The sequence below is a fragment of the Bacillus sp. 3G2 genome (assembly GCF_044324725.1).
GTDB classification, from domain to species: Bacteria; Bacillota; Bacilli; order Bacillales; family Bacillaceae_G; genus Bacillus_A; species Bacillus_A mobilis.
In genome coordinates, this window is sequence record NZ_CP172246.1 from 1,343,737 (window position 1) to 1,367,563 (window position 23,827).

Annotated in this window: 31 protein-coding genes, 1 pseudogene and 1 riboswitch; of the genes and pseudogenes, 26 read left to right on the forward strand and 6 right to left on the reverse strand. The window is 34.9% G+C overall.

Annotation, left to right across the window (positions count from 1 at the left end):
- The first annotated feature begins 95 nt into the window (after positions 1-95).
- From ACHZK0_RS06815 to ACHZK0_RS06830, 4 genes are all read left to right on the forward strand, one after another.
- Positions 96-542 (forward strand): MarR family winged helix-turn-helix transcriptional regulator, encoded by a 447-nt coding sequence (locus ACHZK0_RS06815; protein WP_000203340.1) that lies wholly within the window; start codon positions 96-98, stop codon positions 540-542.
- Between the two features lie 160 nt (positions 543-702).
- The gene (locus ACHZK0_RS06820; protein ID WP_262740999.1) at positions 703-2,397 is read left to right on the forward strand and encodes a M3 family oligoendopeptidase; all 1,695 of its coding nucleotides are present in this window, start codon (positions 703-705) and stop codon (positions 2,395-2,397) included.
- A gap of 137 nt (positions 2,398-2,534) precedes the next feature.
- On the forward strand, positions 2,535-3,068 hold the full coding sequence (locus ACHZK0_RS06825; RefSeq protein WP_262741000.1) for a DinB family protein: 534 nt from the start codon (positions 2,535-2,537) through the stop codon (positions 3,066-3,068).
- A 100-nt stretch (positions 3,069-3,168) separates the two neighbouring features.
- Complete coding sequence (locus ACHZK0_RS06830) at positions 3,169-3,285, forward strand: DUF6254 family protein (protein WP_000038254.1); 117 nt, start codon at positions 3,169-3,171, stop codon at positions 3,283-3,285.
- 11 nt (positions 3,286-3,296) lie between these two features.
- Here the strand turns inward: ACHZK0_RS06830 and ACHZK0_RS06835 are convergent, their stop codons facing one another.
- Positions 3,297-4,505 (reverse strand): ATP-binding protein, encoded by a 1,209-nt coding sequence (locus ACHZK0_RS06835; protein ID WP_262741001.1) that lies wholly within the window; start codon positions 4,503-4,505, stop codon positions 3,297-3,299.
- A gap of 207 nt (positions 4,506-4,712) precedes the next feature.
- Positions 4,713-4,756, forward strand: a riboswitch (PreQ1 riboswitch).
- A 93-nt stretch (positions 4,757-4,849) separates the two neighbouring features.
- Between ACHZK0_RS06835 and queC the strand changes: the two genes are divergently transcribed.
- From queC to queF, 4 genes are read left to right on the forward strand one after another with little or no spacing between them, the layout of a single operon-like run.
- Positions 4,850-5,512: a 7-cyano-7-deazaguanine synthase QueC gene (queC, locus tag ACHZK0_RS06840; protein ID WP_000711596.1), complete on the forward strand. Its 663-nt coding sequence runs from the start codon at positions 4,850-4,852 to the stop codon at positions 5,510-5,512.
- Entirely contained in the window at positions 5,512-6,003 is a 492-nt protein-coding gene (queD, locus tag ACHZK0_RS06845) for a 6-carboxytetrahydropterin synthase QueD (protein ID WP_000368410.1), read from the forward strand. The genes queC and queD overlap by 1 nt, the downstream gene beginning before the upstream one ends.
- Positions 5,996-6,712, forward strand: coding sequence for a 7-carboxy-7-deazaguanine synthase QueE (gene queE / locus ACHZK0_RS06850; protein ID WP_073517446.1), 717 nt, complete (start codon positions 5,996-5,998; stop codon positions 6,710-6,712). Before queD ends, queE begins: the two co-directional genes overlap by 8 nt.
- A gap of 18 nt (positions 6,713-6,730) precedes the next feature.
- Entirely contained in the window at positions 6,731-7,228 is a 498-nt protein-coding gene (gene queF / locus ACHZK0_RS06855; RefSeq protein WP_000918895.1) for a preQ(1) synthase, read from the forward strand.
- 55 nt (positions 7,229-7,283) lie between these two features.
- On the opposite strand, the gene ACHZK0_RS06860 is transcribed toward queF, so the two are convergent.
- On the reverse strand, positions 7,284-7,469 hold the full coding sequence (locus tag ACHZK0_RS06860; protein WP_001165081.1) for a YkvS family protein: 186 nt from the start codon (positions 7,467-7,469) through the stop codon (positions 7,284-7,286).
- 260 nt (positions 7,470-7,729) lie between these two features.
- Between ACHZK0_RS06860 and ACHZK0_RS06865 the strand changes: the two genes are divergently transcribed.
- The gene (locus ACHZK0_RS06865; protein ID WP_163097244.1) at positions 7,730-7,888 is read left to right on the forward strand and encodes a hypothetical protein; all 159 of its coding nucleotides are present in this window, start codon (positions 7,730-7,732) and stop codon (positions 7,886-7,888) included.
- An 88-nt stretch (positions 7,889-7,976) separates the two neighbouring features.
- Complete coding sequence (locus ACHZK0_RS06870) at positions 7,977-8,579, forward strand: histidine phosphatase family protein (protein WP_262741056.1); 603 nt, start codon at positions 7,977-7,979, stop codon at positions 8,577-8,579.
- Between the two features lie 35 nt (positions 8,580-8,614).
- On the opposite strand, the gene ACHZK0_RS06875 is transcribed toward ACHZK0_RS06870, so the two are convergent.
- Positions 8,615-9,193: a GNAT family N-acetyltransferase gene (locus ACHZK0_RS06875; RefSeq protein WP_395761364.1), complete on the reverse strand. Its 579-nt coding sequence runs from the start codon at positions 9,191-9,193 to the stop codon at positions 8,615-8,617.
- A 244-nt stretch (positions 9,194-9,437) separates the two neighbouring features.
- Here ACHZK0_RS06875 and ACHZK0_RS06880 point away from each other — a divergent pair, with 244 nt between their 5' ends.
- The 12 genes and pseudogenes from ACHZK0_RS06880 to ACHZK0_RS06935 all read left to right on the forward strand — a co-directional run bounded on the left by ACHZK0_RS06880 (position 9,438) and on the right by ACHZK0_RS06935 (position 19,304).
- On the forward strand, positions 9,438-9,632 hold the full coding sequence (locus ACHZK0_RS06880) for an abortive phage infection protein (RefSeq protein ID WP_073517441.1): 195 nt from the start codon (positions 9,438-9,440) through the stop codon (positions 9,630-9,632).
- Positions 9,633-9,658: 26 nt separating this feature from the next.
- Positions 9,659-9,976, forward strand: a complete 318-nt coding sequence (locus ACHZK0_RS06885; protein ID WP_088029065.1) for a hypothetical protein — start codon at positions 9,659-9,661, stop codon at positions 9,974-9,976.
- A gap of 476 nt (positions 9,977-10,452) precedes the next feature.
- On the forward strand, positions 10,453-10,812 hold the full coding sequence (gene nrdI / locus ACHZK0_RS06890; protein WP_000634376.1) for a class Ib ribonucleoside-diphosphate reductase assembly flavoprotein NrdI: 360 nt from the start codon (positions 10,453-10,455) through the stop codon (positions 10,810-10,812).
- Positions 10,799-11,926: pseudogene (locus ACHZK0_RS06895) on the forward strand (ribonucleotide reductase N-terminal alpha domain-containing protein); the annotation flags it as partial. The gene nrdI and the pseudogene ACHZK0_RS06895, both read left to right, overlap by 14 nt.
- Positions 11,927-12,308: 382 nt before the next feature.
- Entirely contained in the window at positions 12,309-13,259 is a 951-nt protein-coding gene (locus ACHZK0_RS06900) for a ribonucleotide reductase (protein ID WP_306472068.1), read from the forward strand.
- Between the two features lie 93 nt (positions 13,260-13,352).
- Positions 13,353-14,321, forward strand: a complete 969-nt coding sequence (gene nrdF / locus ACHZK0_RS06905; protein WP_001203019.1) for a class 1b ribonucleoside-diphosphate reductase subunit beta — start codon at positions 13,353-13,355, stop codon at positions 14,319-14,321.
- Between the two features lie 216 nt (positions 14,322-14,537).
- Entirely contained in the window at positions 14,538-14,918 is a 381-nt protein-coding gene (locus ACHZK0_RS06910; protein ID WP_262741060.1) for a GntR family transcriptional regulator, read from the forward strand.
- Positions 14,915-15,613, forward strand: a complete 699-nt coding sequence (locus ACHZK0_RS06915; RefSeq protein ID WP_262741061.1) for an ABC transporter ATP-binding protein — start codon at positions 14,915-14,917, stop codon at positions 15,611-15,613. The genes ACHZK0_RS06910 and ACHZK0_RS06915 overlap by 4 nt, the downstream gene beginning before the upstream one ends.
- On the forward strand, positions 15,610-16,404 hold the full coding sequence (locus ACHZK0_RS06920) for an ABC transporter permease (RefSeq protein ID WP_270342308.1): 795 nt from the start codon (positions 15,610-15,612) through the stop codon (positions 16,402-16,404). The genes ACHZK0_RS06915 and ACHZK0_RS06920 overlap by 4 nt, the downstream gene beginning before the upstream one ends.
- A gap of 14 nt (positions 16,405-16,418) precedes the next feature.
- Positions 16,419-17,321 carry an ABC transporter ATP-binding protein gene (locus tag ACHZK0_RS06925; RefSeq protein ID WP_262741063.1) on the forward strand — a complete coding sequence of 301 codons (903 nt, stop codon included), beginning with the start codon at positions 16,419-16,421 and terminating at the stop codon, positions 17,319-17,321.
- The gene (locus ACHZK0_RS06930) at positions 17,321-18,097 is read left to right on the forward strand and encodes an ABC transporter permease (protein WP_262741064.1); all 777 of its coding nucleotides are present in this window, start codon (positions 17,321-17,323) and stop codon (positions 18,095-18,097) included. The genes ACHZK0_RS06925 and ACHZK0_RS06930 overlap by 1 nt, the downstream gene beginning before the upstream one ends.
- Positions 18,098-18,290: 193 nt before the next feature.
- Positions 18,291-19,304, forward strand: coding sequence for a CPBP family intramembrane glutamic endopeptidase (locus ACHZK0_RS06935; protein WP_262741065.1), 1,014 nt, complete (start codon positions 18,291-18,293; stop codon positions 19,302-19,304).
- 28 nt (positions 19,305-19,332) lie between these two features.
- On the opposite strand, the gene ACHZK0_RS06940 is transcribed toward ACHZK0_RS06935, so the two are convergent.
- Both ACHZK0_RS06940 and ACHZK0_RS06945 read right to left on the reverse strand, forming a co-directional pair.
- Positions 19,333-19,515 (reverse strand): DUF3913 family protein, encoded by a 183-nt coding sequence (locus ACHZK0_RS06940; RefSeq protein ID WP_000707104.1) that lies wholly within the window; start codon positions 19,513-19,515, stop codon positions 19,333-19,335.
- A gap of 100 nt (positions 19,516-19,615) precedes the next feature.
- Positions 19,616-20,068 carry an Lrp/AsnC family transcriptional regulator gene (locus ACHZK0_RS06945; protein ID WP_001175498.1) on the reverse strand — a complete coding sequence of 151 codons (453 nt, stop codon included), beginning with the start codon at positions 20,066-20,068 and terminating at the stop codon, positions 19,616-19,618.
- Positions 20,069-20,131: 63 nt separating this feature from the next.
- On the opposite strand from ACHZK0_RS06945, the gene ACHZK0_RS06950 reads away from it, so the two are divergent.
- From ACHZK0_RS06950 to ACHZK0_RS06960, 3 genes are all read left to right on the forward strand, one after another.
- Positions 20,132-20,647, forward strand: a complete 516-nt coding sequence (locus ACHZK0_RS06950) for a carboxymuconolactone decarboxylase family protein (RefSeq protein ID WP_262741066.1) — start codon at positions 20,132-20,134, stop codon at positions 20,645-20,647.
- Positions 20,616-21,170 (forward strand): cysteine hydrolase family protein, encoded by a 555-nt coding sequence (locus ACHZK0_RS06955; protein WP_262741067.1) that lies wholly within the window; start codon positions 20,616-20,618, stop codon positions 21,168-21,170. The genes ACHZK0_RS06950 and ACHZK0_RS06955 overlap by 32 nt, the downstream gene beginning before the upstream one ends.
- An 85-nt stretch (positions 21,171-21,255) precedes the next feature.
- Positions 21,256-21,654, forward strand: coding sequence for an SseB family protein (locus ACHZK0_RS06960; protein ID WP_262741068.1), 399 nt, complete (start codon positions 21,256-21,258; stop codon positions 21,652-21,654).
- A gap of 28 nt (positions 21,655-21,682) precedes the next feature.
- On the opposite strand, the gene ACHZK0_RS06965 is transcribed toward ACHZK0_RS06960, so the two are convergent.
- Positions 21,683-22,603 carry a S66 peptidase family protein gene (locus ACHZK0_RS06965; RefSeq protein ID WP_395761365.1) on the reverse strand — a complete coding sequence of 307 codons (921 nt, stop codon included), beginning with the start codon at positions 22,601-22,603 and terminating at the stop codon, positions 21,683-21,685.
- A 115-nt stretch (positions 22,604-22,718) separates the two neighbouring features.
- On the opposite strand from ACHZK0_RS06965, the gene ACHZK0_RS06970 reads away from it, so the two are divergent.
- Complete coding sequence (locus ACHZK0_RS06970) at positions 22,719-23,813, forward strand: NAD(P)H-dependent flavin oxidoreductase (protein WP_395761366.1); 1,095 nt, start codon at positions 22,719-22,721, stop codon at positions 23,811-23,813.
- The last annotated feature ends 14 nt before the right edge of the window (positions 23,814-23,827 follow it).

Here is a 23,827-nt window from a genome sequence, read left to right on the forward strand (position 1 = left end):
TAATGAATGAGTGAATACTCATTCGGAATTTACATGAAGTACTAAACTGTTTTTCTTTTTATTACTGAGAATTTAAGTGAAGGGTTGAAAGTTGTATGACATCAAATAATGAACGAGAAGATATTTCTCAATCTCTAAAAGTATTTATTGCATTATCTCGTGTACATCGTTCTGTTATGGATACTACAAATAAATCTATACAAAGTAACGGGTTAAATCCAACTGAATTTGCTGTATTAGAACTGCTATATCATAAAGGTGGTCAACCACTTCAGCAAATTGGTGAGCGTATTTTAATAGCGAGTGGCAGCATTACATATGTTGTAGATAAGCTAGAGAAAAAGGGACTAGTAAAAAGAATTCCGTGCCCGAATGACAGACGTGTTATTTATGCACAATTAACTGAGTCTGGAGAGAACTTTATTGCTTCTATTTTTCCAGGGCATGAACAAGTTATACATCAGTCTTTTGAAATGTTAACGAAAGAGGAAAAGGATGAATTACTTGATCTATTAAAAAAGATTGGAAAGTATGAAAAGTAATAGTATGTTCCAAAGGAGCTTTGGATAATGAAATCCAAGGCTTTTTTGTTTATATGTAATTATGGCAAGATCTGCCGTATTTTGCTGAAGAATAAGAGGAGATTTGTAAGTAAGCATTGAATTATAGTAAGGATGCACATAATGGAGAGGAGGCTCGTTCATGTCATTTAAAGACTATGAATATAAACGGCCAAATATTGAAGAATTAAAAGAGAAGTTTACTGTTGCTTTAGAGAAGTTTGATAACGCCAAAACGGTAGAAGAGCAAAAACAAGTCATCAACTCAATTAACGAAATTCGCAACGACTTCGGTACAATGGGGAATCTATGCTACATTCGTCATTCTGTCGATACGACAGATGCTTTTTATAAGGAAGAGCAAGATTTCTTTGATGAATTCTCTCCAGTTGTACAAGGATATGGTACAAAGTATTATCATGCGTTAATACATTCTCCATTCCGTGAAGAATTAGAAGCGTATTACGGGAAGCAATTATTTGCTTTAGCGGAGTGTGATTTAAAAACATATTCTGATGATGTCGTGAAAGATTTACAATTAGAGAATAAATTGTCTTCACAATATACGCAGTTATTAGCATCTGCAAAAATTGACTTTGCAGGAGAAGAAAGAACGTTATCGCAGCTTATTCCATTTATGCAAGGGAAAGAAAGAAGTGAACGTAAAGTAGCAAGTGAAGCATATTACGGATTTTTAGCTGGGAATGAGGAAGAGTTAGATCGTATTTATGATGAGCTTGTTAAAGTGAGAACGAAAATCGCTAAATCTTTAGGTTTCAAAAACTTTGTTGAACTTGGATATGCAAGAATGTACCGTACAGATTATAATGCGGAAATGGTGGCGAATTATCGTCAGCAAGTACTTGATTATATCGTTCCAGTTACAACGGAATTAAGAAAACGACAACAAGCACGTATCGGTGTAGAGAAGTTAGCGTATTACGACGAAAACTTTGAGTTTGCTACTGGTAATCCAACTCCAAAAGGAGATGCGGATTGGATTGTTAATCATGGGAAAACGATGTATAAAGAGTTATCGGCTGAAACGGATGAATTTTTCAATTTCATGCTGGATAATGATTTATTAGATTTAGTTGCGAAAAAAGGAAAAGCTGGTGGCGGATATTGTACATATATTGAGAATTATAAAGCGCCATTTATTTTCTCAAACTTCAATGGAACATCTGGCGACATTGATGTATTAACACATGAAGCTGGTCATGCTTTCCAAGTATATGAAAGCCGTAAGTTTGAAATTCCAGAATACAATTGGCCAACGTATGAAGCATGTGAAATTCATTCTATGAGTATGGAATTCTTTACATGGCCATGGATGAAGTCATTCTTTGAAGAAGATGCAGATAAATATTATTTCTCTCACTTAAGTTCAGCGCTTCTGTTTTTACCGTATGGTGTATCTGTTGATGAATATCAACATTATGTATATGAAAATCCAGAAGCATCACCAGAAGAGCGTAAGACAGCATGGCGTAATATAGAGAAAAAGTATTTGCCGCATCGTGATTATGAAGATAATGATTATTTAGAGCGCGGTGGTTTCTGGCAACGTCAAGGACATATTTATAGCTCGCCGTTTTACTATATCGACTACACGTTAGCACAAATTTGTGCACTGCAATTTTGGAAACGTGCAAGAGATAATAGACAAGAGGCGTGGGAGGATTATGTAACTCTGTGCCAACAAGGTGGAAGTAAATCATTCCTGGAATTAGTAGAAGTTGCAAATTTAACATCACCATTTGCTGAAGGTTGTGTGAAGAGTGTCATTACAGAAATAGAAGCGTGGCTACATGCGATTGACGACACAAAATTGTAAAAAACATGCGCTTTTTTTCACATGTTTAACATCGACATAGCGAGAAAATGATGAGATAATAAAAGAAAATTCAGAATACTAAAAGGTGTTTCTAATAGGAGCACCTTTTTTCACCAACAAAAAGGGGGGAAAGAAGTATGCTTCAATCTAATATGGATGTGAGTTTAGAAAGTTTGTTGAACTCGTTACAGTCTACCCGAAGCACGCTATTATCAGAAATTGAAATGTTAAATGATACAGAAGTGAATGTAAAACCGCGCCGTGATAAATGGAGTATTATTCAAATTTTGCATCATTTACATTTAGTTGAACAATCCGTCACGTCTGCCCTTGTATATGGTTTACAAAAAAATGAAAGAAACACGACTCCATTTAAAGACCTCCAACTTACGCTTGATCGCACACATAAACGAGAAGCTCCTCAGCAAATGCAGCCAACAGAAACGTTAATGAAAAAACAGCAAGGAATTCAATTACTAGAACATTCACGACAAGAACTATTACACGCGCTTCATAGTGTGCTAGATGAAAAAGATCTATTTGAAAATGGATTAAAGCATCCGGTTTTTAATGATCTGAATTTGTACCAGTGGGTTCAATTTCTTGATTTGCATGAACAAAGACATCTTACACAGTTAAAAGAGGCAAAACACGCAATTTTACAGCGATAATTAGAAGGAAGTGGGAGACCACTTCTTTTTTGATACGTGCATAGTTTTCTTTCTTATTTTGGAATACTACATGGAGAAAGAAGAGAAGGAGTTGAAAAGTATGTCCAAGAAAAAGAAAGAAGAAGAGCGCGCTTGGAAAGCACGTAAAGAAAATCAAAAACCACATGGAAAAGTGAAAGCCTTTGCTGAATTAGTTGAAGGAACAGAAAAAACGTGATGATTATTTCATCACGTTTTTTGTATGAGTGGAAAAGTTAATAAGAAGGTTGTCCCAGTCCCTTTTTCGCTTATAATATCAATTTTTCCGTTCATAGCTTGCACAACACTGAATACGACCATCATTCCAAGACCAGTCCCTTTTTCTTTCGTTGAGTAGAAAGGGGATCCAAGTCGTTTTACTTGTTCTTGATCCATACCAACTCCGGTATCTTTTATATACAATTGTATATGCTTATGATCTGGAACTAAAGTAAGTACGAGATCACCGCCTTTAGGCATAGCCTCAATACAGTTTTTTAAAATATTTAATAAACATTGGTTCAGTTTTTGTTTTTCACCAGCGATATAGAAAGATGTACTTTGTTTGATGTAGTGGATACGAACGTTTGTTAAATTAGCAAGAGGTGTGATTAAAGATAAGGCATGCAATAATTCTTCCTCTACTTGTAACTGTTGTTCTTTTTCAATACTTGGTTTCGCAAAAGTTAAGTAATCTGTAAGAACATGATTTGCTTGTTCGATTCCGTTGATGGCTATGTCGATATATAATTTTCGTTCTTGCTCAGTACATGTATTCGACTGCAAAAGTTGTAAAAATCCTTTTGTTGAAGTTAATGGATTGCGAATCTCATGTGAGATGGACGCGGCCATTTCGCCAATTAAATGGAATTTTTCAGCATTCATAAGTTCGTTTTGAAGACGAACTTGCATTTGAAGTATATGTAGCAAATATAAAGTAAGGATTGTTCCAATTATTGTACATATTTCGTATACGATAATATGTGGTATGTAATCTGCACTATTTGTAATCTCTGAAAGGAAAGATGGTATCCACCCTAAGCCAAATATGAGACTGTAAAAGATAGCGAGTGCTATTTTTATACGATTAGAACTTCGGTTAAATAGTTTGTACGTTAATAGTAGAACAATAAACAGTAAAACCGAAGCGATAAGGGATGGAAATACACCTATTCCCCCTAATAAGAAGCGGTATATGTTTAATACAGCTAAGATGGAAGCACCAGCAATAGGTCCTCCTGTTAATGTACCGACAATTAATACGATATGGCGCATATCAAATTGAAATCCATAATTTGTTTTTGCTCCGAAAGTAATACATAGTATGGTAGTGAGGCAACACAATGTAATAAATATAGCTGAATTTAATTTAGGGGAGCGTTTCCCTTTTTGATTCCAAAATAAATGGTATACGAGCATGGTAACAAGGATGAATAATATATTTAAAAAGAGATAAATAATAAAGGGTTTCAGTAGGATGCCTCCTCTCTTCTCACATTAAATTAATCATACTATAAAATGAAAGAAATGAAATGGGAAATAGCTGAAAAGTCAGAAATTTTTTCTGATAGTATACAATATGTTACAATAAGCTTTGTCAATGAAAGAAGGAATTCCGTGCATTGCACGGGAGAGGTTCGCGAACTCCCTCTATAAAAAACTATGGAAACAACAATATCTTTAGGTATTGTTTTGTTTTTTTATTGTGACAGTTCAAGAACGTTCTTTCTTCTTATTCGTAGTAGAGAAGGAGAATGAGTGAAATGAAAAAAGAAAAGGCAGTTGTTGTTTTTAGTGGAGGACAAGATAGTACGACATGTTTATTTTGGGCAATAGAGCAGTTTGCAGAAGTAGAGGCTGTAACGTTTAATTACAATCAACGTCATAAGCTAGAAATTGATTGTGCAGCGGAAATTGCAAAAGAGCTAGGAATTAAACATACGGTACTAGATATGAGTCTATTAAATCAACTTGCTCCAAACGCGTTAACGAGAACGGATATGGAGATTACACATGAAGAAGGTGAATTGCCATCGACGTTTGTAGATGGACGAAATTTACTATTCTTATCATTTGCTGCTGTATTAGCAAAACAAGTTGGAGCACGTCATATTGTAACGGGTGTATGTGAAACTGATTTTAGTGGTTATCCAGATTGCCGTGACGTGTTTGTGAAATCGTTAAACGTTACTTTAAATTTATCTATGGATTATCCGTTCGTAATTCATACACCACTGATGTGGATTGATAAAGCGGAAACATGGAAATTATCAGATGAACTTGGAGCATTCGAGTTTGTTCGAGAAAAAACATTAACATGTTATAACGGAATCATTGGGGATGGTTGCGGTGAATGTCCAGCATGTCAACTTCGTAAAGCAGGATTAGATACGTACCTACAAGAGCGCGAAGGAGCGAGTAACTAATGGATAACTTCTTTGGATTTCGCATCGTAGAAAATTTGCAAAAAATGGACAAGGATATTCAGCGTAAACAGCTTAAATATCATAATAAAAGAGTAATGGTCAGCAAGGAATTTACATTTGATGCAGCACACCATTTACACTGTTATGAAGGGAAATGTAAAAACTTACATGGTCACACATATAAAGTTGTATTTGGTATTAGTGGATATGTGAATGAAATAGGTCTTGCGATTGACTTTGGAGATATAAAAGAAATTTGGAAGAATGAAATAGAAATTTATTTAGACCATCGTTATTTAAACGAAACGTTACCAGCGATGAATACGACTGCTGAAAACATGGTCGTTTGGATTTACGAAAAGATGGCAGAAGCATTAATAAAAGATAATCGTGCGAACGAATATAAAGGAGCTCGCGTTGAATTTGTTCGTCTTTTCGAGACGCCAACTAGTTATGCGGAAGTAAGACGGGAGTGGATGCTCGATGAGTAAAATCCCTGTCTTAGAAATATTTGGTCCGACTATTCAAGGTGAAGGAATGGTTGTGGGACAAAAGACGATGTTTATCCGTACAGCAGGTTGTGATTATAGCTGTGCATGGTGTGATTCTGCTTTTACGTGGGATGGATCGGCTAAGGATCAAATTAGACAGATGACAGCAGAGGACGTTTGGAATGAGCTTGTAGAAATTGGTGGCGAAAATTTTTCTCATGTTACGATTTCAGGTGGAAATCCAGCATTGTTGAAAAATATTGAGTTTCTTCTTTCTATATTAAAAGAGAATGGAATGCGGACGGCAATCGAAACACAAGGGAGTAAATGGCAAGATTGGTTACTTCAAATTGATGAGATAACGATTTCTCCAAAACCACCAAGTTCGACAATGAATACTGATTTTCAGAAGTTAGATGCTGTTATTCAGAAACTAGCAGGAAAAGATATTAGTTTAAAGGTAGTAGTATTTGACGACTATGACTTTGAGTATGCAGTTAAGATGCATGAACGTTATCCAGATGTACCATTTTTCTTACAAGTAGGGAATGATGATACAAAAACAGTGGATGATGCGATGCTGATTAAAAAATTATTAGATAAGTATGAGTGGCTTATTGATAAAGCTGTAAATTGTAAAGAAATGAATGATGCAAAAGTATTGCCGCAGCTTCATGCGTTAGTATGGGGAAATAAACGCGGAGTATAAGGAGAAGGGATGTTTAAAATGGCAGGAAGATTAGATGAAGATTTAAAAGATGTAACGTTACTAGGAAATCAAAATACAAAATATTTATTTGAATATAGCCCAGAAATTTTAGAGGTATTTGATAATAATCACCCAAACCGTGATTATTTTGTGAAATTCAATTGCCCTGAATTTACAAGCTTATGTCCGAAAACAGGCCAACCAGATTTTGCGACAATTTATATTAGCTACATTCCAGAACAAAGAATGGTAGAGAGTAAATCTTTAAAGCTATATTTATTTAGTTTCCGCAATCACGGTGACTTCCACGAAGATTGCATGAACGTTATTATGAATGATTTAATTAAATTAATGGATCCACGTTATATTGAGGTATGGGGTAAATTCACACCACGTGGAGGGATTTCAATTGATCCTTACTGCAACTACGGTCGCCCAGGAACGAAATATGAACAAATGGCAGACTACCGCATGATGAACCATGATCTATATCCAGAAACTATTGATAATCGTTAATATATAATAGAAAGAAAGGATCTGTATGTTATACAGATCCTTTCTTTCTATTATATTATGCATTTTGATTAATGACAGTATAGTTTTTATGACTTACAACTGTAAGAGGTTCCATATCTAGTTCTCTAAAATTTTCCATAATTGTTATATCTACAATAACGGAGTTTTGATTTACTTTTTGAACACGGCCTTGCATTCCACCTTTAAATTCAATGATATCTCCAGTTTCTGCGATCTGCATAAGCAACTCTCCTTGTTACAGTTTTCCCAAAAAAGAATAATTTTGGTTTTTTTTTATTTCCTCCTATTTTGAACCATATTGTCCAGTTTGTAAATGTTTCCAAAGTAAAAATTCGAAAAATATTCACATTTTGTAAGAAAATATGCAAGAACTCCATGTTAATAGAAAAAAGAACGGTTTAAATGCGAACATCTTTATATAGGGGTATAATAAAAAATATACAATAACCTACTAAAGTGGGAGAAATTAGAGGCGGTAAAATGATGTTTGAATTTGTGGGGAGTGTTATAGCATTAACTTTATTTGTATTTTCTTATATAAATTTAAAAAAGATTCGTCATCATGAAACGACTACATATTTTGATGGGATGGATGGTATCCATGCTGGGGTCACAAATGAAAGTGGCGGGGATATGTAAAGGTGTATAACTTTCTTTTTTTGCGTGGTATGATATTTAAAAATAGTACATAATAGAGTTCGTAAGTGATGAATGGAGAGTGGAAAGAATGAAGATTTCTTTTATTCGTCATGGTCGCTTAGATCGTACTATAGAACCAATGACGGTTACATCTTTTCATGAATGGATGAAAGGATATGACTTACATACTACAACTGAACAAGCACCTATACCAATGGAAACAAAGGAAGCGGTTGAAGCAGCAAAATTGATTGTAACGAGTGATCAAAGGTGTGCTGTACAGTCAGCAGCTGAATTAATGGATTCTTTATCCTTTATGCAAAATGCTCTTTTTAGGGAAGCTGAAGTTCCGACGAGTTTTTATGCTCCGAAATGGTTGAAATGTAAACCTAACGTATGGATGTTTATCGGACGAACATTATGGATACTTGGTTACCATAAAGATGTTGAGTCTTATAAGGAAGTAAGAGAGAGGGCAAGGCAAGCGGCCTACTTATTACATCGTTACGCTCTCATACACGGAAGTATTGCTCTTATAGGTCATAATTACATGAATGCAATGGTTGGTGCGGAACTGAGAGCGATGGGATGGTCTGGTTCTCCTATTTTACATAGGAAGCCATGGGGATGTACAACCTATACATTCCACGAAGCGATGGATGGTAATGCATTACATACAAATTTAACATAAAAGCACACGATTTATATAAATCGTGTGCTTTCTTTTTAAGATATAGAAACTTTGATGTTTAATGTTTTTACAAGATGTGCATAAGGTTCGCCTACGAGCATAACGATTTGATCTTTTTTATAACCTAGCTTCTCATATAGTGAATAGGCACGCTTGTTTTCTAAATTAACAAGTAATGCAATTTTTTCATACGCTTTTTCAGTTGCATGGATTTCAGCAGCTTCAATTAATTTAGAACCAATGCCTTTTCCGCCATATGCACTTGAAACTGATAATGTATCAATGTAATATTCATCAAGTTCAGCTTCTTTTTCTAACGTAATTGATTCATCTTTATGTAATTCTCTTAAGTAATGTACGATTGGTGCATCAAGCGTTGTTGCTTCACTACCGTGATAAGCGACAATAACCCCAACTGCATCCCCGTCTTGTTCATATACAAAACAGTTTTCGTAGCTCAGTCGATTTCTCTCTTTTGAGAACCATGTTTCAAGTCCTAGTAATACTTCTGTCTCAACTGTGCTACCAGTGATTTTTTCAGCAATTTCGTGCAGAGCGTTATACAATAAAGGCGCAATTGCCTTTGCATCTGTCTTTTTTGCTTTCCGAATCATAGTATCCCTCCTAGTTCTATTTGTATATTGTAGCATAGTGGTATGGAACTTTGCATAATTGAATGTCGAAATGTTTGATATAGAGAAGTAGCTATGTTAGTATATGATATTTAGTGGACATATAGTAAAATGATATCGTTTGCAAATAATGAAAATGAAATGAAGGTATAGCATCTGGATAATTTTACAGTTGTTGACCTAAAGAATATACGATAAAATAAAATATTGCATAGAGGTGAAATACATGGATGAGCAATTAGCAAATACAATTTTGGATCAGCTGAAAAATGGTGAAATAAAGGAGTATGTTGTAACGAAAGATGTATTTTATACGTTTAGGAAAGTTGTAGTAGGGCGTGAAGATTTTAAACATATTATTGGGAACGCGCAGCGCGGCGGACAAGTAATTTATACATATTCAGAAACGCCACGTTCGTAACTAGAAGAATATAGGGGAGGCGAATTATGGGCGATTTTAAACAAGGCATATTACCGCATTGGGATTATATGTGGAAAGACAGAGCCGGCAATAGGTTTATGGGGATGGTTATGTACCCAGAGAAACGAAAGTGTTCGGAAAAAATGCTTCGAAAAATAAAAAGAGCATATGAAGAGGCTATAGAAATTAAAGTAACTGTACAAGTTCAACATACATATCAGTACGTAGAAGGAATGATTGTGTACTTTGATGAAGAAGCTCCTGTGTGTACAATGATTGATAAAGATGAAAATCCACATCATATATTTGTAAAAGATATTTTGCGTATTGAGCACTCTGAATAATCTTTTCATAAATAAGTTGCATTTCCATAATAATAATCTTTTTCTATAATAATTATCTTTTAGTATGTAACGCGAGCCAAAAGTATATGTATAATATTTAATAAAGTAAAATTGATAAATGTAATCGTTTGTTAGAACAGATTATCGTTTCATGTCTGTTCTTTTTTGCGTGATGCTGGAGAAATATATTCCTCCAGCATTTGCCGTTTTATGACAAAATATATTGGTCACTTTTTTAAAAATAAGGTTAAATTCGTTGACAACTTTTTTGAAAAGCACTTTATTGACATGAGTTTTAGAATGTTGTTTCATAGTCATTGTATTAAAAAAAATCGACTGTCTTGTCGAAAAGTGAAATTTAAAAAAAGAAAGAATTTATACATATATCTTGTGTCTTATTTTGAAACGTAATACAATATATAGAGAAAACAAGAATCAACATACAGAGAGTATAGATTGGAGAGGGAGGGTCGGAAATGATAGTTGCATATGATTCTATGACAGGAAACGTGAAGCGTTTCATTCACAAATTAAATATGCCGGCCGTTCAAATTGGTGAAGATCTAGTAATAGATGAAGACTTTGTTTTAATTACGTATACAACAGGTTTTGGCAATGTACCAGAACGTGTTTTAGAATTTTTAGAGCGCAATAATGAAAAATTAAAAGGCGTATCTGCAAGCGGCAATCGTAACTGGGGAGACATGTTCGGTGCAAGTGCTGACAAAATTTCTGCTAAATATGAAGTGCCTATTGTATCAAAATTTGAGTTATCAGGAACAAATAACGATGTAGAATATTTTAAGGAAAGGGTGCGGGAGATTGCGACACATTGAACTGAATAATGAAATCACGCAAATGCAGGACGGTTTTTATCAGCTTCATAAAGATAAAGAGGCATTAGAAGTCTTTATGGAAGAAGCTAGAGAGAATACCGTTCATTTTAATAGCGTGGCAGAGCGAATGGAATATATGAAAGAACATGATTACTATTACAACGTTCTGGACGAGTATAGCTTGGAGGAAGTAGAAGAGGTATATAACATCGCTTATGGTGAAAACTTCGAGTTCCAATCTTATATGGCAGCATCTAAGTTCTACAAAGATTATGCGTTAAAAACAAATGATCAAAAACAATACTTAGAAAGCTATGAAGATCGTGTAGCAATTGTTTCATTATACTTAGGACGCGGTGATGTTGCGAAGGCAAAACACTTCGCAAGCATGATTGTAAAACAAAACTACCAACCAGCGACACCAACCTTTTTAAATGCGGGACGAAGCAGAAGAGGAGAAATGGTGTCTTGTTTCTTGTTAGAGATGGATGATAGCTTAAATTCAATCGGCTTTAACATTAATACTGCAATGCAATTATCGAAAATCGGCGGGGGAGTAGCTTTAAACTTATCTAAGCTACGCGCACGTGGTGAGCAAATTAAAGGTATCGATAATGCTGCAAGTGGTGTAGTACCTGTTATGAAATTACTTGAAGATTCGTTTTCATATGCGAATCAGCTTGGCCAACGAAAAGGTGCCGGCGCAGTATACTTAAACATTTTCCATTGGGATATTATTGAGTTCCTTGATACAAAGAAAATAAATGCCGATGAGAAGAGTCGTATTCAGTCTCTATCAATCGGAATTATCGTTCCAAGTAAGTTCTTTGAGCTTGCTGAGAAAAACGAACCTTTCCATGTTTTCGCGCCTTATACGGTGTATAAAGAATATGGCAAGCATTTAGATGATATTGATATCGATGAAATGTACGATGAATTAATGAGCAATCCGAAAGTGAAGAAGAAGCCGCTAGATATTAGTGCACGTGATATGCTTATTAAAATTGCTATGATTCAGCTTGAGTCTGGTTACCCATACTTAATGTTTAAATCAAATGCAAATAACCAACATCCACTGAAGGATATTGGAACTGTGAAGATGTCGAACTTGTGTTAAATATGTAGCACCTTCTAGTAGAAATGCTAGTCGAAAACTCCGTTAAACGGGGAAAGCCTCAGATTTGAGGTAACCTACCGTGCTAAATCTTATCTTAGAATGAAAATATAAAAGTTCAGAATGTATCTTATTATTTTGTATAGCAGAGTTAAGGGACAACATAAAGTAATAAGAGACTTTCTGAAGTATTAAGATAAGTAAAAGCCTAACGACTATCCCTTATGGGAGTAGAGCGCAAGCGATTGGCGTTCGAAAAGCGGAGCACCTAATCAGGTAATGCTGTAGGTGATGATATAGTCTGTCCTGTATGGTGACATACAGCAGTTGCTTGAGCAACGGACTGAGGAATAGCGAACTCGGTTGAACATTCGAGACAGAAATCTTCCAGCTTCAAGAAACTTCTGAAATAAATGATTACGGTACAGATGACATTATCCGCCGTGATATTAACTGTAACTTAGGATCGTTAAATATCGTAAATGTAATGGAAAATAAAGAAATTCGTGAAGCGGTTCATGCGGGAATGGAAGCTTTAACAGCTGTTTCTGATATGACGATCATTCCGAATGCACCAACTGTGAAAAAAGCTAATGATGAGCTTCATTCAGTTGGACTTGGTGCCATGAACTTACACGGATATTTATCAAAAAACAAAATCGCATATGAAAGTGCTGAAGCGAAAGAGTTCGCTCGTACATTCTTTATGATGTTAAATTACTACTCTATTGAGAAAAGTATGGAAATCGCTAAAGAAAAAGGCGAAACATTTAAAGACTTCGATAAGTCTGATTATGCAAATGGCACATACTTTGAAAAATACGAAACGACAGATTACAGCCCAGTAACTGAAAAAGTTCAGCAACTATTTGATGGAATTCATATTCCAACAAAAGAAGATTGGACAAGTTTAAAAGAGCAAGTGAAGAAGAATGGATTATATAATTCATACCGTCTTGCTATCGCTCCAACACAATCTATCAGTTACGTTCAAAATGCAACTTCAAGCGTAATGCCGATTGTAAGTCAAATTGAGTCAAGAACGTATGCGAATGCGACAACATATTATCCAATGCCGTATTTATCAAAAGATACGTTCTGGTACTATAAATCTTCTTACGATATGAATCAGTTTAAATTAATTGATTTAATCGCAGAAATTCAAGAACATATTGACCAAGGAATTAGTACAATTCTTTACGTTAATAGTGATATTTCAACACGTGAATTAGCACGTTACTACATCTATGCACATAAAAAAGGCTTAAAGAGTCTTTATTATACGAGAACACGTAAGTTAAGCGTGGAAGAGTGCGTAGCTTGTACCGTTTAATATAAAAAGTGAGACAGCATGAGCAGGGTTTTCTGAACCCTGCTCATGCTTAGTTATCAATTTTTCATGTTTATTTAGAGAAGGGGCGATTGAATGCGTGCGGTAAACTGGAACAAAAAAGAAGATGATTTTAGTTTAATGTTTTGGAAGCAAAACATCGCTCAGTTTTGGACAGAAGAAGAAATCGCGGTATCTTCTGACAAAAATACTTGGGCACAATTATCAAAAGAAGAGCAGGTTGCTTATAAGCGTGTATTAGGTGGTTTAACACTTTTAGATACGAAGCAAGGTGGCGAAGGGATGCCACTTGTACTTGTTCATCTTGAAAATTTACAAGCGAAAAGTGTATTAGCTTTCATGGGAGCTATGGAAGAAGTACATGCGAAGAGTTACAGTCATATTTTCACAACGTTAGCTACTGAAGAAGAAATTGATGATATTTTTGAATGGGTAGACAATCATCCATTACTTGAGAAAAAAGCTGGTATTGTTACTAGTTACTATCGTCGTTTATTAAAGCCTGAAGTAACGAAAAAAGAATTATACATGGCAATGGTAGCCAGTGTGTTCTTAGAAAGTTACTTATTCTATAGTGGATTCTTCTATCCACTTTACTTAGCAGGTCAAGGTAAATTGACGGCAAGTGGTGAAATTATTAACTTAATAATTCGTGATGAGTCAATTCACGGCGTATTCGTCGGTATTTTAGCACAGCAACTCTTCGCAGAACTTTCTGCAGAAGATCAACAAGAAGTGCAAAAAGAAACGCAAGAGTTATTAATGGAACTATATGAAATCGAAATGGCATACACAGAAGAAATTTACACTTCTATCGGTCTTGTAGAGGATGTAAATCGTTTCGTTCGTTACAATGCGAATAAAGGACTTATGAACTTAGGACTTGAGCCGAAGTTTGAAGAAGAAGAAATTAACCCAATCGTTTTAAATGGTTTACGTACAGATACGAAAAACCATGACTTCTTCTCTGTAAAAGGAAATGGTTACGTAAAAGCAACGAACGTTGAAAAGTTATCTGACGATGACTTCGTGTTTAATTTTTAATATATGCTCATAAAGAAAAGCTGTCTTATTCGTTGATAAGACAGCTTTTCTTTATGAGTTTGTTTACATAACACTATTATTTTTGTATAACAATTTCTGTTTAAAAAGTGCTATCCAGCTAATGGATAGCACTTTTTTGTAATTAAATGGGTATTTACAATCCTTTTGTATCAGTGTATTATTTAACTAGTACACCGATACAAAAGGAGGGAAGAAATGAAAATAGAGTTTTCTCCAAATACACCAATTTACATTCAGGTAATGGAATACATAAAAAAAGAAATCGTAACAGGACATTTATTGCCTGGTGATAAAATTCCCTCTGTACGTGAATTAGCGAGTGAATTACAAGTAAATCCAAATACGATTCAGCGTACATTTCAAGAGCTAGAACGGGATGGAGTTGTTGTAACGCGTAGAGGAATGGGACGATATGTAACGAATGAAGGGGAGAAAATTATGGAGCTGCGAAAAGAGATGGCGAAAGAATTACTTCATTCTTTTATAGATGGAATGGACAATTTAGGTTTTTCAGAAGAAGAAATTCTTACAATCCTTCGTTCTTCATTATATGAGAAGAAGGAGGAGCGCGAATGACAGAGTTAATAAAAATAGAAAACTTATGGAAGAGATACGGATTAAAAGCAGTAATCCGTGAATTAAACATAGAGATTACGGAAGGGAAAATTATAGGACTCGTTGGAGATAACGGGAGCGGGAAAACGACGTTATTGAAAATGATTGCCGGTCTGCAGCATCCTTCTGAAGGGAGTATTACAATCGCTGGTAAAAAGGTCGGATTAGAAACGAAAGAAATTGTTTCTTTTATGTCGGATAAACCAGTATTTGATGATTGGATGACGGTAAAAGATTCTTTATTTTTCTATCGAGATTTTTATAAAGACTTCGACATTCAAAAAGCGGTAGATACGATTGCGGAATTTAAAATACCGTTAGAAGAAAAAATTACAGCTTTATCAAAAGGTATGGTTGAAAAGCTACAAATTATTTTAACATTTTCGAGGAAAGCGAAGTTATACGTACTAGATGAACCGCTTGGCGGAATTGATCTTGTTTCTAGAGAACACGTATTAGAGCTTATTTTACAGTTTTATCGCGAAGACTGTACCATTTTAATTGCAACACATTTAATTGGAGAAGTGGAAAATATTTTTGACGAAGTAATCTTTTTAAAAGATGGTGAAAGTGTACTGCATGAAAATGTAGAGGAATTACGTTTCCAACGAGGAAAAGCTGTTACAGATTTGTTTAAGGAGGTGTTTAGTAGATGAAGGCCAGTTTAATATATATGTACAATGCGAATAAAAAACAAATTTTTATTTCGTTATTGTCATTCATATTTATTGTAGCTGTCGCTTTTGTAAGTATGGGGAATTATATTAAACAAGAATCAGGAGAAGTAAGGCAAATGATTATTATTGCTGTAGTATTCTTAGTTTATATGATTTTTGCAGTATTAGTATTTCTGCAGGCGATATCTGCGTTCGGGAAAATGACCGAAAGTACATTATTTCGATTAACACCGATATCTGGTAAAAAAATTGTTTTAGCAATATTGTCATATGCGGCAATTAGCTTTATGTGTTTTGAAGTAATAGGTACTATGTTTGTCTATAGTATTTCGATGAAAGTAATAAAAGGTACAGAACTCTATGGAATGTTATTTACGGAAAGTACAATTGAGCTAGATATAGTAAAACAATTATTTAGTAGTGTGTTATATGTATTTAATTTATCAAGTATATTGTTAGTTTTACTTTTTACAGTAGCTGGTGTGAAAGTATTTTCTTTGAAAAAGAAAAAAATGGAGTATGTAATTATTTTCTTCCTATTTTTACTAGTAACGAAAGTAATCAATCTAATATATGAAATGCTGGGCCGACTTGCGCCTACACCTACTTTTATTAAAAAATCAGTTTATATAGATGAATCGGTGGATATAAATCTCATACTATATCCAGAAAGTCTTATGAATTTATATAGTATTACTTTTTCAATCAGTATATTTGTTTTACTTGTTTATATAACAGGTCGCATAATCGATAAAAAATTAGAAGTCTAAAGGAGGAATCGGCATTGGGAAACGTAGTAGTAAAGTTAGAGAATGTTCGAAAAAAAATTGGTGGAACGGAAATTATCCGTGGTTTATCATTTGAAGTTCGTGAAGGGGAAGTATACGGGTTCCTTGGACCAAACGGTAGCGGTAAGACAACGACGATCCGTATGATGACAGGTCTTATTTCAATGACAGAGGGCGATATTACAATTTGTGGTCATAGTATTCGCACGGAGCGTGAAAAGGCGCTAGAGCAAATTGGAGCGATTGTAGAAAATCCTGAACTATATGATTATATGACAGGAATGCAAAACTTAAAGCATTTTGCGAACATGGCCATTACACCGATTAGTAAAGAGCGTATTGCTGAAATTGTAAAGCTTGTTGAATTAGAGCATGCGATTCATAAAAAAGTGAAAACATATTCACTTGGTATGAAACAACGTTTAGGAATTGCACAGGCATTACTGCATCAGCCGAAAATCTTAATTTTAGATGAGCCAACAAATGGATTAGATCCAGCGGGTATTCGCCAAATTCGAGATTATTTACAACGTTTAGCGAAAGAAGAGAATATTGCCGTAATCGTATCAAGTCACTTATTAAGTGAAATTGAGCTCATGTGTGATCGCGTCGTTATTATTAAGCAAGGGGAGTTTGTACAAGAGTATAACTTACATGAACAAGCGAAACATGATGAGACAGTAGTGGTAGCGTTTGAAGTAGACCAAGTACAGAAAGCAAATGAAATCATTACAGGTAAGGCGCAAGGAAATGTCATTGTAGTATCTATAACGAAAGAAGAAATTCCACAACTTGTAAAGAAATTAGTAAATGACGATGTGCTTGTATACGGAGTTACTGTTCAAAATAAAACGTTAGAGGATGAGTTCTTAGCAATTACAGGGGGAGTGAAAGCATAATGTTTAAATTACTTCAAAATGAATTTTTAAAGTTGCATGCGAAAAAAGGTATGTATATTTTAATTGGTGTCATTGCGGTATTGGAGATTTTGGGAGTTTTAGCGATGCTGAAATGGGGAGACGGAAGTGAATTTAAAGGATCATATTTAGATTTTGCAAGTTCAGAGATTGGTTTAATTACTTTGTTTGCAACAATTTTTGGCATTACGATTGCTGCCCGTATGATTACGGATGAGTTCCAAAAAGGTACAATTAAGCAGTTATTAATCCGTCCAAGAAAACGAATTACAGTGTTATTCTCTAAATATATTACAGTATTACTTACTATAGTATTTATCATATTTGCTAGCACGTTCATTGCAATGATTATTGGCGGAATCGTAATGGATGGTAGTAAAACAGAATTAACGATAGGAATCGTAATGAAATCTACTTTGTATCAAGTACTTTCGCCTTTCTTCTTTGCGACGCTTGCATTTTTCTTAGCAAACGTATTTAGAAAATCTGTATTACCATTAATTATTACGATGTTCCTCTTCTTCTTACAAGGAGCAATTAATATGGTACTAATGATGTTTGCAAAAGGTGTAGCGAAGTTTGTAGTGTTTTTCCATTTAAATTTAAGTGTTTACGATAGCAATAAATTAGTAAGTGGCGGAATGGAACCAACATTTACAGAGTTTACATTTACAACTTCATTATTACTTGTAGCTGCATACTTTGTTGTATTACTTGTAGCATCAAGTGCATTATTCCAAAAACGTGACGTATTATAATAAAAGAAATCCCCGCTTGTAAAAACGGGGATTTTTATTACATAACTTTCTCGTAGATTTCAATGGAAAGAAAAAAATGATTACTATATGTTGTTTGAAAGAATTTGAGAAAAATAGGAAGATTTCCAACTATATTCATATTATAATTTCATTATCAGATCATGTATTTTTACTATCTTTGGGGGTGTTCTATATGCACTATGCATTTTCACGTATAAGACTACGCAGTTTTTTTGGATGGATGATTATAGGATTGTTCCTTACGATGATCCCATTAGAACTAGCAGATGTTTCTGAGAATACGCTGGAAGTTATTTCACAAATAACTATATTTTTTGTATTTCCGTTATTTTGGTTATACGTAAAAACAAATACAAATAATGTTGTATTTAACAGTTTTTTTGATAAGCCAGGACGTTTACCGTGGGGATTAATTATATTAGCAACGATAATGGGAATGATTTTTTCAGTCGGTATATCTCATATTCAATTTTACATATTAGCACATACGTTACCGAATTTCTTAGTTACTATGTTAGAAGACGGAACCGTTATTAATACAAGTAACATATATATGACGATATTTACTTTCATTTCAGCATGTGTGTTAGCACCTATTATGGAAGAGGTTATTTTTAGGGGGTTCTTTTTACAGCGAATGGCTTATAAATGGGGAATTAAAAAAGCTGTAATCATATCTTCACTTATTTTTGGTTTAGGACATTTTGATGTTATTGGTGCGTTCATGTTTGGTGTTGTAATGTGTCTTTTATACATAAAGACGAAAAATATATGGACGAATATCGCTGTGCATTCTCTAAATAATTTGATTGCAACAAGTATGCAATTTGTCGGTGGAGAAGAGAGTAGCGCAATTTCAATTCCTGAATTACAAGCGCAAAGTAATTTATGGATCGGTATTGGTCTTACAGTTGTTGGGTTACTTTGGCTAATTCCTTATGTTTGGAAACAATGGCGTACAGTAAAAGAAGTAGGTGTGCCGCCGATACGCTTTATAAATGAGGAAAAAGTAGTGAATGCATTACAAGAAAACGAAGTGTATAGTCAAGTGATCGTAACAGATAGACTGATGGCTGTAGAGTTACCGGATGAAGCAGTCAATAAGCTTCGGTTAGAAGAAAATGATTATGTAACAGTATCTGTAGAAGAAGATAAAATCGTTATAAAGAAAGCGCATGATAGATAATTAAAAAGTAGCTCCTTGGAGCTACTTTTTAATTTGTAATAATTTCTACACGAAAATTATTACCGTTCTTTACATATTTAATATCTGTAACGATACGGACTGTTTTTAAAATCTCCACTTTTTCACCAATGCGAGGGATAGTCGGAACGTTGTCCCAAATGCCAAGCAAGTCATCTAATTGTGCCGTTTTTTCATAAAACCAGATTTTCAATGTAAAGCCCCTTTCTCGAACTTTATGTATTTTAATACATAATATATTATTTTTATTCTTATTGTAAGGGGTTTTTATATATTTTATGAATAAAAATAAATTAATCTTCTGGGAAGATATGTTCAATATCAGGAGTAAGAGATACTTCTGATAATACGATATGAGAAACAGTCGTTGCATATGAAGAAACATCATTGATAAATTCTTCAAGTTCAACGAGTGAAGGAACAGAAATTTTTACAATGTAGCATAAGCTCCCTGTTACTCGGTAACAAAAGCTTGCAGATGGATAAGACTGAATAAACTGTTGCATACGTGTTGTATCACCATTTTTTAAAGTGATTTCTAAAATACAATCTAAAACAAGTCCTGCTTTTTTATAATCGATATCGATTGTGTATTTTTGAATCACGCCCTCACTTTCGAGTTTGCGAACACGTTCTGCAGTAGACGGAGCAGATAAGTTTACTCGTTTCGCCAATTCGCGCATCGAAAGGCGACTATCATTATATAATTCATTTAAAATTTTTCGATCAACACGGTCTAGTTGCATTTGTAAATATACCTCCAGTAAAATAATAATTTTTGTAAAGTAAAAATATAAATTAAGATTCATATGAAATGTGAAGTGAACTTTATTTATTTTACAATAAAACAGAAGGAAATAGGAGGGAAAATGATGGAGAGAATTTCATTATCAAATGTAGGAGATACAAAGTTTCAAAAGTTATTAGGGCATAATCCGGATCTATTACATTCATGGAGTATGGTAGAGAATACATTGTATAGTAAAGGAACTCTTTCGGCAGAGTTGAAGGAGCAAGTAAGAAGAACGTTAGCGTATGGGAATGAATGTCCGTACTGTATGGCAAAGGGAAGGCCTGATGATATGCAAAAGGTAGAAGAAATGAGTGTAGCCGTTACTTTTGCACATACATTTGTTCATGACAAAAAGGCGATAGATGATAATATGTTTCATGTATTGAAACAATACTGGACGGAAAAAGAAATTGTAGAGCTTTGCGCTTATATTTGTTTTATTACTGCATCGCAACAACTTGGTTTTCTGTTTCAATTACAGCCGAATGAAGGAGAAAATGATGATGAATCAAATAGCACTTATTATAATTGATGTACAAAAAGCGTTTCAGTTACCACATTGGGGCCAGAGAAATAATCTATTGGCTGAAGAAAACATGAGAATGTTATTAGAAGAGTGGAGAGAATGGAAACGACCAGTTTTTCATATTCAACATGTAAATAAAGAAAATGCTCAGTCGATGTTTTATGAGGGAGCGGAAACGGTAAACTTTAAAGAAGAAGTGCAGCCACTACCAGGTGAAGTGATTATTCAGAAATCTGTTAACAGCGCGTTCATTGGGACAAATTTAGAAGAGCAATTAAGAGAGAACAAATGCAATGCAGTAGTGGTTGTAGGATTAACGACAAATCATTGTGTGGAGACTACCACACGAATGGCAGGGAATTTAGGGTTTACAACGTATTTAGTGAGTGATGCAACGGCGACTTTTAACCGTAAAGGTCTAGATGGTAAAGAGTATAATGCAGAGGATATTCACAATATGACACTTGTAAATTTACATGAAGAGTTTGCTGCGATTGTGACGACAAAAGAAGTGTTAAAATTATTTTAAGAAAATAATTGCGAATTATGTAGAAAAAAATAAGAATATTTCGTATAATCTAAGTACAATCATTTTGAAATAGGGGTGGCATCATATGGAGCAAATTCCGGTAAAGAGAATAGAAGAAGTACTTGTTATAGCAGGGGACGATAAACAGAAGCAAAAGGAATTTTATGAATTGCTCTTATCTACTGAGTTTTATGTTGCTGGTTCAATAGAAGCAGAGGACGGGGCAACAGAAGGAATACTTCGCTTGCGTCATTTCCAAGGAGAGGGTAGATGGATCGTTCCGTTCTTTACACAAATGGAATTTGTAAAAGACGTGTTGCCAGAAGGAACGCCCCTTATTACGATACGTGGGAAAGAGTTATTTGGTAGCATTGAGAAAGATGCTACAGCAGTATTAAATGTTGGAACTGAGATAAGTAAAACATTTATTCCAGAAGAAATTGCAGATATCGCATCTGGACGAATTTTTAATTATTATAAATAAAAAGGAAAAGCGGAATCGCTTTTCCTTTTTAATTTGAGAACGGAGTGGCTACGCCAGAAGAAATAGAGAGTGTTTTATTATTTGTACTTATGGTCGCTGTAGCTCCAAGAGGAATCCCGATATTTGGGCTTATATGTCCAATCGATAAACCGAATAGAACAGGTATATGATAGGGTGCGAAATATTCATATAGTATTGTTTGTAATGATTGAGACGGTTTAGAAGGGGTGCAGTCGTGACAACTTGTAAAAATAACACCACTACATTCATTAAATTTTCCAGATAAAAGTAGCTGATTTAACATACGATCAATGCGATACGGTTCTTCCCCAATGTCTTCAAGTAACAAAAGTTTATTCGCCGTATTTATCTCATAAGGTGAGCCAATTATACTCGTTAACACAGCTAAATTGCCTCCCGCTAATGTGCCTGTAACTGTACAGGAAGAAGTAGGTACGATACATTCTGAAGCAGATAAGATGGTGGAATACGGATGGAATAGTTGATTGAAAGAAGATAAAGAGAGAGAATCTACACCTTTTCCTAACTCTTCCACCATTGGACCGTGAAAAGTAACGAGCTTTGCATAACGTGAAAAAGCAGTATGTAAAGCTGTAATATCGCTATATCCCCAAAAGATTTTTGGATTTTGCCGAATGATTTCATATTGAATGTGAGGGAGGAGACGAGCACTTCCGTAACCACCTCGTGCACAGAAAATGGCCTTTACTTCATGATTTGAAAATGCTTCATGTATATCATCAAGGCGAACTTGATCACTTCCAGCTAAATATCCATATTTCTCATAAACACTCTTCCCGATTACTACAGATAAGCCCATTTCTTGTAATACGTTTACACCTTTTAATACATTTTCAATTGCTGGTGGACCGGACGGTGCAATAACCATTACTGTATCACCTTGTTGTAACGCATTTGGATATATCATTGTTTTCAGCCTCCTTCACTTTCAATATATTCGCTTCATAGGAAGTTCAACCCTTGTAAAAGAAGGGGAAAGTTTGTCAAATAAAGAAGATATAAGGAGAATAGGAGGAGAAAGGATGTTTACAAGTCGAGTTATAGATACATTACAAATTAAGTATCCAATCATTCAAGCAGGTATGGCAGGTGCAATTACGACGCCTGAGCTGGTTGCAGCTGTAAGTAATAGCGGAGGACTAGGAACGCTTGGAGCAGGCTATATGAGCCCTGAACAAATTCGTGACGCAATTTATAAAATAAGAGAACGAACGGATAAGCCTTTCGGTGTTAATTTACTGTTAACGAAAGAGATACAGATAGAAGAAGAGAAGGTAACCTTGGCAAAGGGATTACTTAGCGGAGTAAATAAAGAATTCGGTATAGAGGAAGAAGAGACGATAAAGCTTCCGAAAAGCTATAAAGAACAATTACAAGTGTTAGTAGAAGAAAACGTGCCAGTCGTTAGCTTTGCATTTCAAACGTTAGAAAAAGAAGAAATAGATGACTTAAAAAGAAGAGGAATAAAAGTCATCGGAACAGCTACTCATGTGGCAGAGGCAAAAGTACTTGCTGAATTAGGAGTAGACATTATTGTCGGTCAAGGTAGCGAGGCAGGAGGACATAGAGGAACGTTTATCGGGAAAGAACAGGATGCTATGATTGGGACGTTCGCATTAATTCCACAGTTAGTAGCAGCAGTCCCGCATATACCAATTGTTGCAGCTGGTGGTGTAATGAACGGACAAGGGCTTGTTGCGGCATTTACACTGGGGGCAGAAGCTGTTCAAATGGGATCAGCCTTTTTAACGAGTGAAGAAAGTATTACGCATGATGTGTATAAAGAAGCAGTTTTACATAGTACAGATACGAGTACAACTGTGACCCGTGCGTTTTCCGGGAAATATGCACGGGGGATTCGTAATGAATTTATAGAGAGACATGAAGGGAAAGAAGAAGGGCTTCCGATGTATCCAGTGCAAAATGTATTAACTTCTAAAATACGGCAAGAAGCAGCAAAGCATAATAAAGGAGAATACATGTCGCTTTGGGCAGGGCAAGCGTCATCATTAGCACGAATAGAATCAGCTCAGCATGTAGTGGAGCGAGTGATGAAAGAAGCAGATAACGTAATCGAACAATTGCAAAATATATATAGAAAAAGACCACTTGAATAATTCAAGCGGTCTTT